Source organism: Edaphobacter modestus, assembly GCF_004217555.1.
In the GTDB taxonomy this organism is placed as follows: domain Bacteria; phylum Acidobacteriota; class Terriglobia; order Terriglobales; family Acidobacteriaceae; genus Edaphobacter; species Edaphobacter modestus.
Window position 1 is genome coordinate 4,058,041 of sequence record NZ_SHKW01000001.1, and the last position, 16,078, is coordinate 4,074,118.

The 16,078-nt window shown below is 59.0% G+C and carries 9 protein-coding genes; 6 read left to right on the plus strand and 3 right to left on the minus strand.

Annotated features, from left to right (window positions below; all coding sequences use genetic code 11):
* The first annotated feature begins 175 nt into the window (after positions 1–175).
* The 4 genes from BDD14_RS17295 (at position 176) to BDD14_RS17310 (ending at position 7,538) form a co-directional block, all read left to right on the plus strand.
* The gene (locus tag BDD14_RS17295; RefSeq protein ID WP_165420120.1) at positions 176–3,568 is read left to right on the plus strand and encodes a TonB-dependent receptor; all 3,393 of its coding nucleotides are present in this window, start codon (positions 176–178) and stop codon (positions 3,566–3,568) included.
* 93 nt (positions 3,569–3,661) lie between these two features.
* Positions 3,662–4,951, plus strand: coding sequence for an acetylornithine deacetylase/succinyl-diaminopimelate desuccinylase family protein (locus BDD14_RS17300; protein ID WP_130419890.1), 1,290 nt, complete (start codon positions 3,662–3,664; stop codon positions 4,949–4,951).
* Positions 4,952–4,964: 13 nt separating this feature from the next.
* Positions 4,965–6,416, plus strand: coding sequence for a sodium:solute symporter family protein (locus BDD14_RS17305; protein WP_130419891.1), 1,452 nt, complete (start codon positions 4,965–4,967; stop codon positions 6,414–6,416).
* A gap of 33 nt (positions 6,417–6,449) precedes the next feature.
* Positions 6,450–7,538, plus strand: coding sequence for a P1 family peptidase (locus BDD14_RS17310; RefSeq protein ID WP_130419892.1), 1,089 nt, complete (start codon positions 6,450–6,452; stop codon positions 7,536–7,538).
* An 89-nt stretch (positions 7,539–7,627) separates the two neighbouring features.
* On the opposite strand, the gene BDD14_RS17315 is transcribed toward BDD14_RS17310, so the two are convergent.
* From BDD14_RS17315 to BDD14_RS17325, 3 genes are read right to left on the minus strand one after another with little or no spacing between them, the layout of a single operon-like run.
* The gene (locus BDD14_RS17315) at positions 7,628–10,747 is read right to left on the minus strand and encodes an efflux RND transporter permease subunit (RefSeq protein WP_130419893.1); all 3,120 of its coding nucleotides are present in this window, start codon (positions 10,745–10,747) and stop codon (positions 7,628–7,630) included.
* Between the two features lie 2 nt (positions 10,748–10,749).
* Positions 10,750–11,925 carry an efflux RND transporter periplasmic adaptor subunit gene (locus BDD14_RS17320; protein WP_242618023.1) on the minus strand — a complete coding sequence of 392 codons (1,176 nt, stop codon included), beginning with the start codon at positions 11,923–11,925 and terminating at the stop codon, positions 10,750–10,752.
* Complete coding sequence (locus tag BDD14_RS17325; protein WP_130419894.1) at positions 11,922–13,070, minus strand: TolC family protein; 1,149 nt, start codon at positions 13,068–13,070, stop codon at positions 11,922–11,924. Before BDD14_RS17325 ends, BDD14_RS17320 begins: the two co-directional genes overlap by 4 nt.
* Before the next feature lie 353 nt (positions 13,071–13,423).
* Here BDD14_RS17325 and BDD14_RS17330 point away from each other — a divergent pair, with 353 nt between their 5' ends.
* Both BDD14_RS17330 and BDD14_RS17335 read left to right on the plus strand, forming a co-directional pair.
* The gene (locus BDD14_RS17330; RefSeq protein WP_242618024.1) at positions 13,424–14,656 is read left to right on the plus strand and encodes a sensor histidine kinase; all 1,233 of its coding nucleotides are present in this window, start codon (positions 13,424–13,426) and stop codon (positions 14,654–14,656) included.
* The gene (locus tag BDD14_RS17335; RefSeq protein WP_130419895.1) at positions 14,653–16,017 is read left to right on the plus strand and encodes a sigma-54-dependent transcriptional regulator; all 1,365 of its coding nucleotides are present in this window, start codon (positions 14,653–14,655) and stop codon (positions 16,015–16,017) included. Before BDD14_RS17330 ends, BDD14_RS17335 begins: the two co-directional genes overlap by 4 nt.
* The last annotated feature ends 61 nt before the right edge of the window (positions 16,018–16,078 follow it).

Here is a 16,078-nt window from a genome sequence, read left to right on the forward strand (position 1 = left end):
GCAGTTAGGGCGGTATTGAAATTTTCAAAATCAGTATACAACCTGTTGACAGCCGGTCTGTCAACCTATATTGTCTCCCCAATCCCGTCGTATAAGCACCATGCTATTTCCCGCATCCCATTTCGGGATGCTCGAGCTACACCTCTTTGTACCTTGAATGACCTGGAGGTTGGTTATGCGTGAGGCATCTGCGTTTTACTCTCTGAAGTTCTCCTTCGCGGCATTGGGCCGCCTTTTTCCCGTTCTGTTGTTCGCTGCTTTGTTATGTGGACCCCGTTCGTTGTTTGCGCAGGCTACCGGCCAGATGAGCGGTGTCGTCTCCGACCCTGCGGGACAAGTCGTACCCGGGGTGCGGATTGAGCTTATGAATGTGGCGACGTCCGAAACCCGAACGGCGATCACTGCGGGAGACGGGGCGTATGCCTTTCCGCTGGTGAATCCGGGGACTTACCAGGTGAAGGCCTCCATGACGGGCTTCAAGACGACGATCGTCGATAAGGTTTTGGTGCAGGTGAATGGTACCTCCCGCGCAGACATTCACCTTACCATCGGCGGAGTGGTGGAAGAGGTGACGGTGACCGGCGCCGCGGCGCTGGTAGAAACAGGAAACGCGACTCTTGGGACTGTCGTGGATCACCAGGCCGTTGTGGATCTTCCTTTGAACGGAAGAAGCTTCGCGCAGCTGGGAACGCTGATTCCAGGCGTAGTAGCAGCTCCTGCGGCTCTGGGTGGCGCGAGCGGGACTGCAACACCGGGCGGCTTCGGCAACTCGACGGGAAGCTTCAACGTGAACGGCATGAGGAACCAGTCGAATAACTTCATGCTGGATGGCGCACCGAACAACGATTCGTTCAATAGCGGATTCGTGATGCGGCCTCCGCCGGACGCGATTGAAGAGTTCAAGATAATGACCCACTCCTACGACGCGCAGTACGGGCGGAGCGCGGGGTCGGTGGTCAACGTGGTGACGCGTTCGGGTACCAACTCCTGGCATGGCAGTGTGTGGGAGTTCAATCGCGAGGCGGCGCTGGCGGCGAAGAACTACTTTTCGACCACGAAGCCGAACTATCAGCAGAACCAGTTCGGCGGCGCAGCAGGCGGCAAGATCATTCGCGACCGGCTCTTTGTCTTCGGCTTCTACGAGGGCTTTCGCCTTAAGGACGCGACCAGCAACGTGCTGAACCAGAGGGTTTTGACCGCGGCGGAGCGCAGCGGTGACTTCTCGGCAAGCTATGTTAATCCAACAACGGGACAAAGATGCACCGCGGTCGGTCAGACGGGTTGCACGGGCGCGATTGTCGATCCGCAGACGAGGACCCAGTTCAACTACCAAGGGACGCCGAACAGAATCGATCCCTCTCGCGTGAGCCCTGTGACGAGCTATCTGCTAAACACCTACATTCCTCTGCCTAACACCCCGAACGGCTTTTATCAGGCTGCTCCGCCGAATATCGATAACCGCGATATGTGGGGAGTTCGCGCTGATTTCAAGCTCGCCAGTCATTCGTTCCTGGGGCGCTATATGAGGTCGCATCAGAACCTGTTCGGTCCGATCACGCCCTCGAACTTTGCTCCGACGGGCAACCGGCAGATTATGACCCTACAGGATGCGATGGGTTCGGATACGTGGCTGATCGGCACAAACAAGATCAACGTTGCCCGTTATGCGCGGCAGTGGATCAACGGCACTCCAAACGCGACCAGCGGCCTTGACCTGGCGTCGGCAGGCTATGGCTTTACCTCGACCAATCCTGTAGCGGAGGGTCTGCCAAATGTAACTGTAACGGGCTTCTTTACGCAGGGAGACGCACAGCAACCGTTCGCTTCGCGTTCCAACAGCGTGGACACCATCTCCGATGACTTTACGTGGATAAAAGGAAGGCACACCTTCCAGTTCGGTGGCGAGGTGCGGCGCGAAGGGATTGGCCTGCTTTATATCAACCGGCCTAACGGTGCGTTCACATTCGGCAATTTCTTCACGACGAATGCTCTCGCAGATTTTTATCTTGGACTCCCGCAAACCTTTCAGCAAGGCTCTGGCGATCCCGCGATGTCCGGCAAGTCCTGGACGTACTCCGGCTATGCTCAAGATCAGTTCCGCATCAATCCCAAGCTGACTGTCGTGGTCGGTGCGCGATATGAGGTGAACCTGCCTTATACCGAGGCGAAGGGGCACCTTGCTGCTCTGCATCCGGGACAGCAGTCCACGGTGCAGCCGAATGCTCCTGTGGGTCTGGTCTACCCCGGTGACGTGAACACTCCGGCTGCAACGTACTATGCCGATACGAATAACGTCTCTCCGCGTCTTGCGGCGATCTTCGATCCTGCAGGAGACGGCAAGACGGTCTTGCGTGCGGCGTATGGGATCTACTTCGATACGATTCCCGGTCAGGGCGACTTTTTCCAGAACGGTACCCTTGCGCCTCCGTTTCAGCCGCTGCAGCAGATCGATTTGAATACGCGTCCTCTCAGTTCGGCAAACCCGACGTACTTTTCTAATCCATATATTGGGTCGACATCAGGACCGGTGGGATTCCCTCCAGGCCTGACGTTCATCGGGTGGACCTTGCCGCACTCTTACAAGGCTGCAAACATCCAGCACTACAACCTGGGCATAGAGCATCAGTTCACGCAGAATATCGGCTTTGAATTGGGCTATGTCGGAACAAATGCCAAGCAGCTTCCGATCTTCATCGAAGTAAACCCCACCAATGTTGTTCCTTCGACCAGCGCTTCGAACGCCTATGCTGCTGGCACGCGAGCGGTCTTTCCGGCATTTGCACTCACAAGGCCGACATTCTCGGCGGCGAAGAGCTGGTATGACTCGCTGCAGGCGCGTATGACGCTCCGCAGCTGGCATCGCGCGACTGCGACGGCCGCATATACATGGAGCCGTTCGATCGACCACGTATCGGGTCTGAATATCGGCAATGATTCGCGGCCGATCCTGCCGGTCACGATCGGTGACGATAACTCCATCGATACAGCACTGGCTCGAGAGCGAGGCAACTCGTTATTCGACACACGTAACCGTTTCGTGCTCAGCTTCGGCTACGAACTGCCGAGGTTGATCGGCAAACCAGCCGTGGAGAGGCTGTTGATTGGAGGATGGCAGGTGAACGGCATCTTCCAGGTGCAGTCGGGCAATCCCTTCACGGTCGTGAATTCGGTGACCACGGCGCAGTCGCTCACCTTCCGCCCCAACATGACCTGCAATCCAAACAATCTGGCAAATCGAAACGTCGGGACGACTTCGACGTTCTTCAATACGTCGTGCTTCTCGCTTCCAATGCTCGGCACGAGAATTGACAACAGCAAGTCGGGCAACGAGCCACGCGGCGTGATTGTCGGGCCAGGGTTCAACACGACCGATATGTCGTTGTTCAAGATCTTCCGGGTTACGGAGAACCAGCATGCGGACTTCCGGTTCGAGGTCTTCAACGTCTTCAATGAGGCCCGCTTCGCACAACCGGGCCTGACCTTTGGCACGGCCACCTTCGGACGCATCACGTCGACAGTCGGCAACGACTCGCGTGTCGTCCAGTTGGCTTTCAAGTACGGCTTCTAACCGGGTTGCCGGGCTCGCGAGGCCAGCCCCGGCAACCTTCAACACGGCTGCTCCGGACATCCGTCGCGGAGCACTCCCCCCTGAGGTAAGGAAATGGCTGCAACGGAAGTATCGGCGAAGACACAAGAGGCGATCTGTAGCAACGTGGACCAGATTCAGGACGAGATGATCTCATTCCTCCAGGACCTGGTTCGCGTCCCCACAGTGAATCCGCCGGGCGATCTGTATCGAGAGGGAGCAGAGCTGATTGGAGATCAGCTGAAGAAGTTTGGCTACGAGATCAACTACATCACCGCGGACGGAATGAAGGAGCATACCCAGGCACATCCGCGGGTCAATGTATTCGGGCGTATGAAGGGAACAGCATCGAGGCCCTCTCTCCACTTCAACGGACACTTCGATGTCGTTCCGGTGGGATATGGATGGACTCGCGACCCATTCGCTGCCGCGATCGAGGATGGGAAGATCTACGGCCGCGGAGTCTCCGACCAGAAGGCTGGAATTGCAGCATCGATCTTTGCGATTGAGGCGGTGAAGCGTGCCGGCCTGAAGCTGCGGGGAACCGTCGAGCAGAGTGGAAGCGTCGACGAAGAGAGCGGTGGATTCGCAGGCGTCGCCTATCTGGCGAAGCAGGGTTGGCTGGGCAAGGACAAGAACGACTACGTCATCATTACCGAACCGACGGACACGAACCACATCTACCTCGGCCATCGTGGAGTGTACTGGTTCAAGGTGACGACACATGGCCGAATCGCGCACGGCAGCATGCCGCACCTTGGGGTGAGCGCCATCGATCACCTCACGGACTTCCTGCATGGAGTGACGCACGAGCTGAAGCCGAAGCTGGCGACGCGGAAGACAGAGGTCCCGGTGCAACCGCCGAAGTCACGCTACGCGAGCATCAATGTAAACGCCGTCTTTGGCGGACAGCCGGAGGAGGGAACGCAGACGCCGTGCGTGGCCGACCGGTCGGGAGCCATCTTCGATCGCAGGTTCTTGTCGGAAGAATCCTTCGACCAAGTGCGCGGCGAGATCTCCGAGATGCTGGAGAAGTACAGGTCGGCCAACCCAGAGTTCAAATACACACTGGAGGATCTTATGGTCGTGCATCCGGTGCAGACGGACAGGAGCTGCGACCTGGTGCAGACGCTGTCGGGGTGTATTCAGCAGGTGGCGGGAACCGAGGCGGTGTTCGCGGCGAGCCCGGGCACTTATGATCAGAAGCATGTCGTCAGAATCGCCAACGTGGCTCAATGCGTCGCCTATGGTCCAGGGCTGCTCGCCCAGGCCCATCTTCCGGATGAGTACTGCCGCATCGACGATATTGTTACATCGGCGAAGGTGATGGCACTGACTGCGGTACAGTTGCTGGGAGTTGAATGAAGGGCCGGACGGAATGAATATCTATCTCATCGCGTTGCTGCTGTACTCCATCTTTCTGATGGCGCTCGGCATTGTGATGAGCCGCAGGGTGAAGAACTCTGCCGACTACCTGGTTGCGGGGCGCAGTTTGGGGACGACGCGCCTGTTTGCGACGTTTCTGGCTGCGAACATCGGCGCGGGGTCCACGGTGGGAGCTACGGGCCTGGGATATCGGATGGGCATGTCGGCCTGGTGGTGGGTCGGTTCCGCCTGCATCGGAACCTTCCTGCTCTCTCAGTTTCTGGGACCGAAGCTGTGGACGATTGCGAAGGAGCACGGCCTCGCGACCTTGCAGGACTATCTGGAGTTTCGTTACAGCAAGGCCGTAAAGGTTGTGATCTCCCTGCTCTTCTGGTTCGGTGCGCTGGCGATTCTTGCGGGCCAGTTGATTGCAATCTCGTGGATCTTGAACACGGTCGCGGGAATTCCGAAGTGGCAAGGATGCCTGATCGGCGGCGTCGTCGCGATTGTGTATTGCACGGCCGGCGGAATGATGTCGTCGTCGTTCGTGAACATGTTCGAGCTCGCGGTAACGATGTCCGGCCTGTTGCTGGCAGTACCCTTTGCGCTACGGGCTCTGGGCGGATGGTCGCATATGCACGATATGGTGCTCGCGAATACGGGCAGCGCGGAGAAGACCGCAGCCTTGTTCAGCATTACCGGAGCCGGCGCGCATCAACTCCTGGCGTGGATTGCGATCCTTGTGCCTTCGTTCATGGTCTCCCCGGGGCTGGTGCAGAAGGTTTACGGCGCGCGCGATGTAAAGACGGTGCGGCGGGGCGTAGGGCTCAATTCCCTGGGGCAGGCGATTTTTGCCTTCGTACCGCCTGTCCTCGGTCTCTGCGCCTTTGCAGCCATGCCGCACCTGGCGAATCCGGAACTTGCACTGCCTACGGCAATGAAGTCATTACTGCCAGAGTGGCTCGGGGTGTGGACGCTGGCGTCCATCTTTTCCGCAGAGCTTAGCGCTACCGACGCCATTCTTTTCATGTTGTCCACGTCGCTCGCGGTTGATCTCTACAAAACATTTCTAAATCCGGGTGTTACGCAGCAGAAAATGCTGTGGGTCAGCCGCATGGCCTCAATCGGCGCCGGCATTGTGGGTATCCTTCTCGCGATGATTCTGCCGTCGATTATTCAGGCGGTCTCAATCTTCTATGGTTTGATCGCGGTAGCATTGTTTGTGCCCGTGCTGGCCGGTCTCTATTCGAAGCGTGTCTTGTCTGCAGCGGCGCTTAGCAGCATCTTCGCCGCGCTCACGGCAACCGTTGTGACCATACGCCTGACGCATGGAGCTGGCGTGGGTGTGCTCTCCCCGCAGGCGATCGGAATTGCGACGGCGGCGATCGTCATGATCGGATTTCGCATCTTTGCCCCTTCGGTCCCGGTACCGAAAGCGTCGTCGATGGAAGAGACGCTGTCGTAGAAATACAGTCGTTATCTCTTTTTGAGGTTGGCAATGAAGCGTCGTGAATTTACCCGTAATCTCCTTGGACTTCCCATGGTCGCCGTACTGCCTTCGGAGGCCGCGTTCGCCGCTCCAAATGGGCCGCTACCGCTTCCCGAAGGTGGATCGATTACGGATGTACGGGGTTTGAAGGTAGGACATCACACTCTTTCCACACGGCCCACCGGCTGCACGGTGCTGATCTGCGAGAACGGCGCGACTGCTGGCGTGGATGTGCGCGGTTCGGCACCCGGAACGAGAGAGACCGACCTGTTATCGCCGACCAACTCTGTACAGCAGGTGCAGGCGATTCTGCTATCGGGCGGAAGTGCCTACGGCCTTGCTGCCGCTACAGGAGTCGTACGTTGGCTCGAAGAACATAATCTCGGGTTCAAGATCGGCAAAGGCGTTGTGCCGATTGTGCCCGCGGCGATCCTGATGGACCTGGGGGTCGGCGATTTCAAAATCCGGCCCGGCGACGAGGAGGGATATAAAGCGTGCGTCGCAGCTACAACAGGTCCCGTGGCCGAGGGCAATGTGGGCGCAGGCGCAGGAGCGACTATTGGGAAGATGTTCGGCCCCAAGTTCACCATGAAGTCCGGTCTCGGAACCGCAAGCGTCAAGATTGGCGATACCGGCATCGTCGTTGGCGCGCTGGTCGCCGTGAATGCAGTGGGAGACGTCGTGGACCCGCACTCGGGCAAGATCGTTGCCGGGGCGCGGAGTGAAGACGGCAAGGGCTATCGCGACTCCATGGAAGCGATCATGAAAGGATATCGCGTGGTGGTTCAAAATGGAGCGAATACCACGATTGGTGTCGTCGCAACCAACGCACCCTTCACCAAGACCCAGATGACCAAGATTGCACAGATGGCACACGACGGCTACGCGCGTGCCATCAATCCCGTCCACACCATGGGAGATGGCGACACTATCTTTGCGATGTCGACCGGGACTGCCAACGTGAAGGCCGACGTATCGGCCATTGGAGCGATCGCAGCAACCGTTATGTCGCGGGCGATTGTGCGGGCTGCGATGCAGGCCACCAGCCTTCCGGATCTCGGCCTGCCGGCTTATCGAGATTACGCAGGCAGGCCCTAGCCTTTCGGTCTTCTAACTTCGAAAGGAATCCGGTGATGACGCTTCCTCATCAAGCCTGGCTTCCATTGTCGACGCGAAACAACGGGCGTTTATGCGTCCCGTTGTTTGCCTTCAAAGGTGGCATACACGACAGGAACAAGAATGAGCGTCAGCAGTGTGGAGCTGAGCAGGCCGCCGATAACCACGATGGCCAGCGGCCGTTGAATCTCTGATCCCGCTCCATTGGAGAACAGGAACGGAACCAGGCCCAGCGCGGCGACGGTCGCTGTCATCATGACAGGACGGAAGCGAAGACGAGCGCCTTCGAGGACCGCATCCTCCTGTGACATGCCTTCGCCACGAAGCTTGCGGATGTAGGAGACGAGCACAACTCCGTTGAGCACCGCGATTCCCCACAAGGCGATGAACCCCACCGATGCGGGGACGGACAGATATTCTCCGGAGATGAAGAGCCCGAGAACGCCTCCGATCGACGCCAGCGGAAGTACGGTGATGATGAGTGCGGCGAAGCGTACGGATTGAAAGAGAACGAAGAGCAGGAAGAAGATCGCCGCAATCGTAATGGGCACGATGATCATCAGGTGATGCATGGCGCGTTCCATGTTGTGGAACTGCCCCCCCCACTCGATGTAGTAGCCGGGAGGTAGTTTCACCTGGTTATCGACCTTTTGCTGAAGCTCTGCAACGAACCCGCCGAGATCGCGATCCTGAACATTAACGCCGACGACGATGCGTCGCTTCCCCATACTGCGATTGATCAGCGCGGGGCCTTCCTTCACGCTGACCTTGGCCAGGTTGTCGAGAGGGATCAGAGGGCCATCGGGCGAGCTGATCTGCAGCTCGCGGATATCGGGTACGCTGTCGCGGAGAGTTTGTGGCAGACGAACCACGGCCGCAAAGCGTCGCTCACCTTCATAGATCTCTGTCGCCGACTTCCCGGCGATCGCGGTCTCGATCACGTCGTTGACATCGGCTGCATTCAACCCGAAACGGGCGATGGCGCGGCGGTCGATATCGATGTTGAGATACTGCTGGCCGCCCACCCGGTCGACACGGGTGTCCTGCGTCCCCTGGATGCCGTTGGCCACGCGGGCGATCTGTCGTGCTTTTTGAACCAGCACATCCAGATCGTCACCGTAAAGCATGACAGCCACGTCGGCGCGAACCCCCGAGACCATCTCGTCCACGCGGTCGGAGATAGGTTGCGACATGACCAGGTTGATGCCCGGGATCGATGTGAGTTTGTCACGCATCTGGTTGGCGATCTTCTGCTGGGTCATACCGCTGGGTCGCTCTTCAATGGGGGTCAGCGAGGCAAGCACGTCGGCTTCGTTGGGTCCTGCGGGATCAGCGGGAGATTCACCACGGCCTATGCGGGAGACGACATTTTCTACCCCGGGCACGGTCTTCATGGTCTTCTGCATAGCCATTTCCATGCGAAGCGATTCGTCCAGAGAGATATTAGGCACACGATCGGCATTGGGTGATAGTGTGCCTTCCGCCATCTCCGGGATGAAGGCGGTGCCGAGGAACGGGAAAAGGCAGAGAGCGAAGATGAACAACGCAATTACCGTAAGTACTGACATCTTTCGATGCGATAAAGCCCACTGAAGCATGGCATTGTAGGGGCGTCGCAGCAGCCGCACCAGCCGGGTATCGTCTTCGGATCCTCCGCGAAGCAGGTAGGTGCACAGAACGGGCGATAGCGTGAGCGAAAGAACCAGGGAGATGGCGAGCGCTATTGCAATCGTGTATGCGAGGGGAGCGAACATCTTGCCTTCCATTCCCTCAAGCGTCATCAGGGGAAGAAAGACCAGGATGATAATCGTCACACCGAACAGAACCGGTGTCGCAACCTCTCCGACAGCGTCAAGCACAATGTGAATCTTGCCCTGCGCCGACCTGATCTCGTGCCCGTGATGTCGCGCATGGCTCAACTTTGCGAACACATTTTCCACCACGACGACGGAGCCGTCTACCATCAGGCCAATCGCAATGGCAAGACCACCCAGCGACATAAGGTTCGCCGAAAGATTGATCTGGTTCATTACCAGAAAGGTCAACAGCGGCGTGACCAGCAGAGTCGCGCTGACGATCAGACTTGAGCGGAGGTCTCCCAGGAACAGCACGAGCACGATAATGACGAAGACGATACCCTCGCCGAGCACTTCGGTGACGGTATAAATGGCCGCGTCCACGAGCTGGGACCGGTCGTAGTAGGGCTTGATCTGAAGGCCGCCCGGGATCATGTTCTTAGAATTGATCTCAGCAACGCGCTCCTTCACCCGGCCAACGATCTCCTTGGCATTGCCGCCGGTCATCATCAGGACAACTCCGCCGACGGATTCGGTATAGCCATTTTTGATCATGGCTCCATACCGCACCTCGGTACCGAAGCGGACGTTGGCTACATCGCGGATATAGATTGGCGTGCCGCCCGACTCTTTGAGCACGATGCCCCGTATGTCATCGAGGTCACGAACCAGGCCCACCGAGCGGATGAGGTATTGTTCGGCGTGTTGAGGAAGGATTCCCCCGCCCGCGTTGGCGTTGTTATGGGCGAGGGCATTACGGACGTCCTGAATCGTGAGGTTGTAGTAGCGCAGCTTCTGCGGGTCGACGAGGGTCTCGTATTGCTTGACGTAGCCTCCCGTCGAGTTGATCTCGGCCACGCCGGAGATCGAACGCAGCAGCGGCCGCACGACCCAGTCCTGCACGGTGCGGCGTTCAATCAGCTCATCCCTGCTCAGGGGGCGCTGTCCATCGTCCGGTCGCTCCAGCGTGTATTGATACACCTCGCCCAGTGCGTTCGTGATCGGGCCAAGAACCGGCGTTACGCCCTCGGGCATGCGGTCGCGAAGCTCGCTGAGACGCTCGGAGACCATCTGCCGCTCAAGATAAAGATTGCGTCCGTCTTCAAACACAAGCGTGATGAGCGAAAGGCCGGGCTTGTTCATCGAGCGCATATCGGTCATGCCGGGAAGACCCGTCATCGCGATCTCGACAGGGATCGTGATAAACCGCTCGACCTCCTCGGGAGATTTTCCGGGAGCTTCTGTAGCGATCTGAACCTGGATATTGGTGACGTCGGGGAAGGCGTCAACAGAAAGATGCCGGGCGGCGTTAACTCCAAAACCCAGCAGGGCGATCGCGACTACAACGAGGATGAGGCGATGCTTCAGCGCACCGTGAACGATGGACTGGAGCATTGCTACTCGCCTCCCTTGATGGCATTCTGCTTGCGCTGATTGTTCAGGTGGAAGGCACCATCGAGCACGATCTTCTCGCCGGGGCTCACTCCGCTCTCGAGCACACGGTTGTCTCCGCTCTCCATGCCGAGGGAGACTTCGCGAAGCCTGAACTTCGTGGGCTCAATCTGAACAAAAACAAAGTCCTTGTTCTCTTCGCGGACAACGGCGGTGGCAGGAATTGTGGTCTTGCGCTCCGTCGCATCGAGGAAGGTCAGGCCGGCAAGCATGGCAGGCTTGAAGATGCCGTGGGGATTAGGAAGGTCCATGCGGACCTGCACCGTGCGTGTGATCGGATCGACGATCGGAGATACGTAGGAGAGTTTGCCCCGGATGTCCTGGTCCGGTAGCGCGGGAATCCTCACCGTTACATCCATTCCTTTGCGAAGACGACCGGAGCTTTCTTCCGGAACCTCGGCGATGACCCACACGTTGGAAAGATCGGCAACCATGAAGGCAATCTCGGCGGGTTGAATGATCTGCCCGAGGGTGACTTTGCGCTCGAGTACGGTTCCGCTGATGGTAGACAGGATGGGATAATCCGCATTCAATTTTCGCGTGCTTTCGAGCCTGTGAATGGCTGCGTCGGACATTCCGAGGCCGCCCAGTTGCGTGCGGAATGCGGAGGCCTCGGTCGAGGCCTGGAGGAGCTCTGCGCGGCGGCGCTCAAGCTCCGCGAGACCCATCACATCGGCCTTTACCAGTTGCTCCGCGCGCAACGTCGCCTGCTCGGCGAGCTTCTCCTGGGAGGTAGCCTTCACAAAGGAAAACTGCGTGTCGGAGAGATCGGTGCTATGCAGCGTCGCGAGAGCGCCGCCCTGATGGACATACTGTCCTTCAAGCACAAGCAACTTGATAATGCGCCCCGCAACCGGCGAACCGATGCGCGCAATCCGGCTGGCATCGGTATCCACGCGAGCAGCAACCTGCAGGGACCCTGCGACGTCCTGCATCCTTGGCTCCCCAATCGATAATTGCTTCGCAAGTTCCGCGCTCACGGTGATGGCAGTCGGGTCCTGTTCAGCCTTCGCCGCCGCGGGGGCCGGCGTGTCTTTCTGGCAGCCGGTGGCAGCAAACAGCACAGCAACAGATGCCAGCGCGCAGCTGGCGAGGGAGCTTGTACGCTTTACGGTCTTCAATGCTTTTCTCCAGACGGGACCACACCAAGTTCTTCAAGATCGACCAGCGCCGCCTGCCGTGCGAAGCGGGCGTCAAGCAGATCGCCGCGGACGCTCTGCAGCACGCGCTGCGCATCCAGCACCTCCACGATGCCGCGCTCGCCGAAACGATAAGCGGCCATCGCCGCATCCACCGCGCTCTCTGCTTCGCGCAGCGATCCCGCCTGCAGTGAGGTAGCCTGCTGATCGGCGAGCTGGTAGCTCTCATACGCGCGTTCGAGCGCGGCGGTCAGCTCAAGCTGGCGCTGGTTGCGAATCGCCGACGATTGCCGGATCGCGGCCTGAGAATCGGCAATCTGGCCACGGCGTCGATCCCATACCGGAAGCGGCACCGTAAATCCCATTCGCCAGAAGGTAAGGTCAGGCTGTTTCTCCCACTCACCGTAGAAAATTGGTTGCGGGATGCGAAGCGCACGTTGACGCTCCAGCTCTGCGTCCGCTTGTTCGATCGCTGTATTGGCTTCCCCGATCACGGGATGATTCCTCAGCACCAGGGAGCGAAGTTCATTGAGAGGCCCAAAACGCATGGGAGGCTCGAGATCTCCGCGGGGATCGTATGGAATGTCGGGTGGAGCAGCGATCGCCGCCCGAAGCAATGCAATCGCGTTGACGAAATTGATCTGTGCGCTGCGTACGGCAAAATTCGCGCGCGCCAGCTCAGCTTCAGCCCGGGTCAGCTCGAGGCGTCCTTTTTCGCCCACTCGAACCTCTATCTCTACGCGGTTGCGAAGGTCCTGCACAAGAGCAAGATTTGCGCGGGCATGCTCTATTTCGTGCTTCCACCGAAGCGCCTCGTAAAAGTAATGCTTGACTGTTGCCGTAACCGACAGTCGTTCGCTGTCCCGCTGATAGCTCTGGCCCACTCGTCCAAGGTCGGCCACCCTGCGACGGGTCTCGCGCTCACGAGGCACCTCGATCGTCTGGTATACCGAATAGTGCTGCAACAGGCCAGGTACACCGGGTGTCGGAATGTTCCGGGCACTCTGCGGTCCGGCATAGAACTCTACCTGCGGGTTTGTATAAGCGCGAGCCGTCAGGGTCGCCGCGCTCGCCCTGTCCAGCAGCGCGTTGGCCGCATTCAGGCGAGGGCTATTCTGGTCAGCCATCTTCAAAGCCTCTTCCAGAGTCAGAGGAACGGCGGATGCCTGTAGCGCGGGCGTCGGAGGTCGAGGCTGAGACGGGACAGGAGTTGCAGGCAGAGCGTCGTCTGGCTGGGCCGGCTGTTGCGCAACCGCAGGACCGACAGAGAACAGTAGAACGATAAGAAGCCATCGCAGATGCACATGGATAAGAAAGCAATCGAGAGGCCAAAGCGAATGCGGTCAAAAGGTTAGGATTCAGACGTTGAGAGTCCCATTTCGTACACTTCTCCCCCGCAGGTTGTCCGCTATGGGGCAGGTCTACTCGTTTTTCAATCGCTTACTCAAAGACCTGCGCTCCAACAAAGATGGAGATTGAATTGCATCCGTTCCCACTGATGCATACCTGGTTCTCGTCAACAGTGACAGTCACGCGTCTCCCGCCGCTGCTGGAGCGGACAGAAGCGGCTGCGTGGGACAATAACGAGATGGGGCACGTGCCACCTTCCTTGAAGGTCCTGCGGTTGCAGCGAGTGAAGGCTGCGGGCATCGCGGCGATGATCGTTCTGCTTGCCCTTACTACGTGGTTCACCTCGCCGCGGGCCGTTGCGCTGCATAATGTGCTGCATCATCTTAATTTCCTGCCGTTCATGATGGCGGGCATGCTCTTCGGGTGGCGCGGAGCGGTAAAGGCTCTGCTGTTTGGCATCCTCATGCAGGCCCCGATTATTGCCCGGCACTGGGCCCGCTGGCCGATGGATGCCCAGGACCAGTTGCTCGAGCTGGCTATCTTTGGCAGCGCCGGAATCATCGCCGGCTTGCTCGCCGACCGTGAGCGGGTACAGCGCCTGAGGGTGGAGTCGACAAAGAGGGAGCTCGAGAACGTCTACACCGAGCTTCGTGAAAATGTAGAGAAGATGAAGAAGACCGAACGGCTCTCCGCGGCCGGACAACTGGCTGCAAGCCTGGCTCACGAGATTCGCAACCCTCTCGCCAGCATCTCCGGTGCCGCGGGAATTCTGAAGCGGGGCAACGCGTCCCCGGACAACAGGCAGGAATGCCTTGGAATCCTCGAGAAGGAATCGCAGCGCCTCAACAAGCTGCTGACGAACTTCCTCGACTTCGCCCGCCCACGCCTGCCGCGATATCAGCGCGTCGATCCCGCCGCTCTCGTGCACTCGGTAACCGTGCTCGCCCGGCACACCGCCATGCGTCAGCAGGTGGCCATCCTCGATGATCTGCCGCAGCAACTTCCCGTCATTGACTGCGATGCCGAACAGATGAAGCAGGTTCTGCTGAACGTCGTCCTCAACGCGATTCAGGCCACACACGGCGGAGGCAGCGTCATTGTGCGAGCCTTTGCGAAAGGTACAAATCTCTGTATAGAGGTCTCCGACGAGGGCTGCGGCATATCCCCACAGGAGATCGACAGAATGTTCGAGCCTTTCTTCACGACAAAAGAGAGCGGGACTGGCCTCGGCCTCGCAGTCGCCGCCAACATCGTCGAGCAGCATGGTGGATGGCTTCGTGCTTCCAATAATTCGGCTGGCGGAATGACGTTTCGGCTTGAGTTGCCGTTGGAGCGCACGCAGAAGACGGTCGGTGCTCGATGAGCTCGAAGCAGATCCTGGTGGTGGACGACGACAGCAGCCTTCGCAGCGTGATGAAGATGCAGCTCGAGGAGGCTGGTTACGAGGTTACGCTCGCCGCCGATGGGGCCGAAGCCTATGAACTCATCCGCGAGACAAGGCCGCGGCTTGTTATCAGCGACCTCAAGATGCCTACCAGCGGCCTGGAGCTCATGCGTCGCATAGCTGCTGAAGATATCCAGCCCACCCTGATCATCGTCACGGCATTCGGCACCGTCGAAACCGCAGTCGAGGCGATGAAGCTGGGGGCTTACGATTACGTCACCAAGCCGCTCGACTTCGAAGAGCTCGTGCTGGTCGTTCACCGTGCCATGGAGCGCCAGAACCTTCTCGAAGAGGTCCGGAATCTCCGCTCCGTGCTGGATCAGCGCTATGGCTTCGAGGGAATCGTGGGCAGGGCAAAGAGTCTTCTTCGCGTGCTCGATCAGGCGTCCCGCGTTGCGCAGCGCGACACCACCGTGCTCATCCAGGGTGAGACGGGAACCGGAAAAGAGCTGATGGCCCGTGCCATCCACCAGAACAGCCCAAGAAAAAACGGTCCCTTCGTCACCATCAACTGTGGCTCCATTCCCAAGGAGCTTGTGGAGGCCGAGTTGTTCGGCTACACGCGCGGAGCCTTCACCGGCGCTCACACCAGCAGGCCCGGCAAGATTGAGCTCGCCGATGGCGGAACCCTCTTCCTCGACGAAGTCGGTGAGCTTCCGCTGGATGCACAGGTGAAGCTTCTCCGCGTTCTGCAGCAGGGAGAGATCGCGAAGATCGGCGCGACCGAAGTCCAGAAGGTCGATGTCCGGGTAGTGGCTGCGACACATCGCAACCTGCAGGCGATGATTGAAGACGGAGCCTTCCGCGAGGATCTGTACTACCGGCTGGCTGTGGTGCCCCTCCTGCTGCCTCCGTTACGCGAGCGCAGGGAAGACATCCCGGAGCTGGTCAAGCATCTTTTCAGTAAAGCGAAGGAGCGCCATGGAATCGCGGATGTGGAACTTTCCTCAACCGTCATGCAACATCTCACGCGCTACCGTTGGCCAGGCAATGTTCGCGAGCTTGAGAATGTTCTGGAGCGAATGCTGGTTCTCAGCTCTTCCAATCTGGTGACGGAGGCCGACCTTCCCGAAGAGATACGCCGTGTTCCGCCCGATAGCTCAACCTTCTGGATCGAGTTGCCCGAGGAGGGAGTGAGCCTCGAGGCCATCGAGCGCGAGCTGATTCTACGCGCCCTCGAGCAGGCCAAAGGGAATCAGACCAAAGCAGCCAAGTATCTCGATATCAGTCGCAGGACGCTGATCTATCGAATGGAGAAGTACGGGCTGGGCCAGGAATAATCTGATCGGCGGCACAGCAGCCGTGTGGGTCCGTACCGGCGGCGCGGCCCGGCCCGGTACG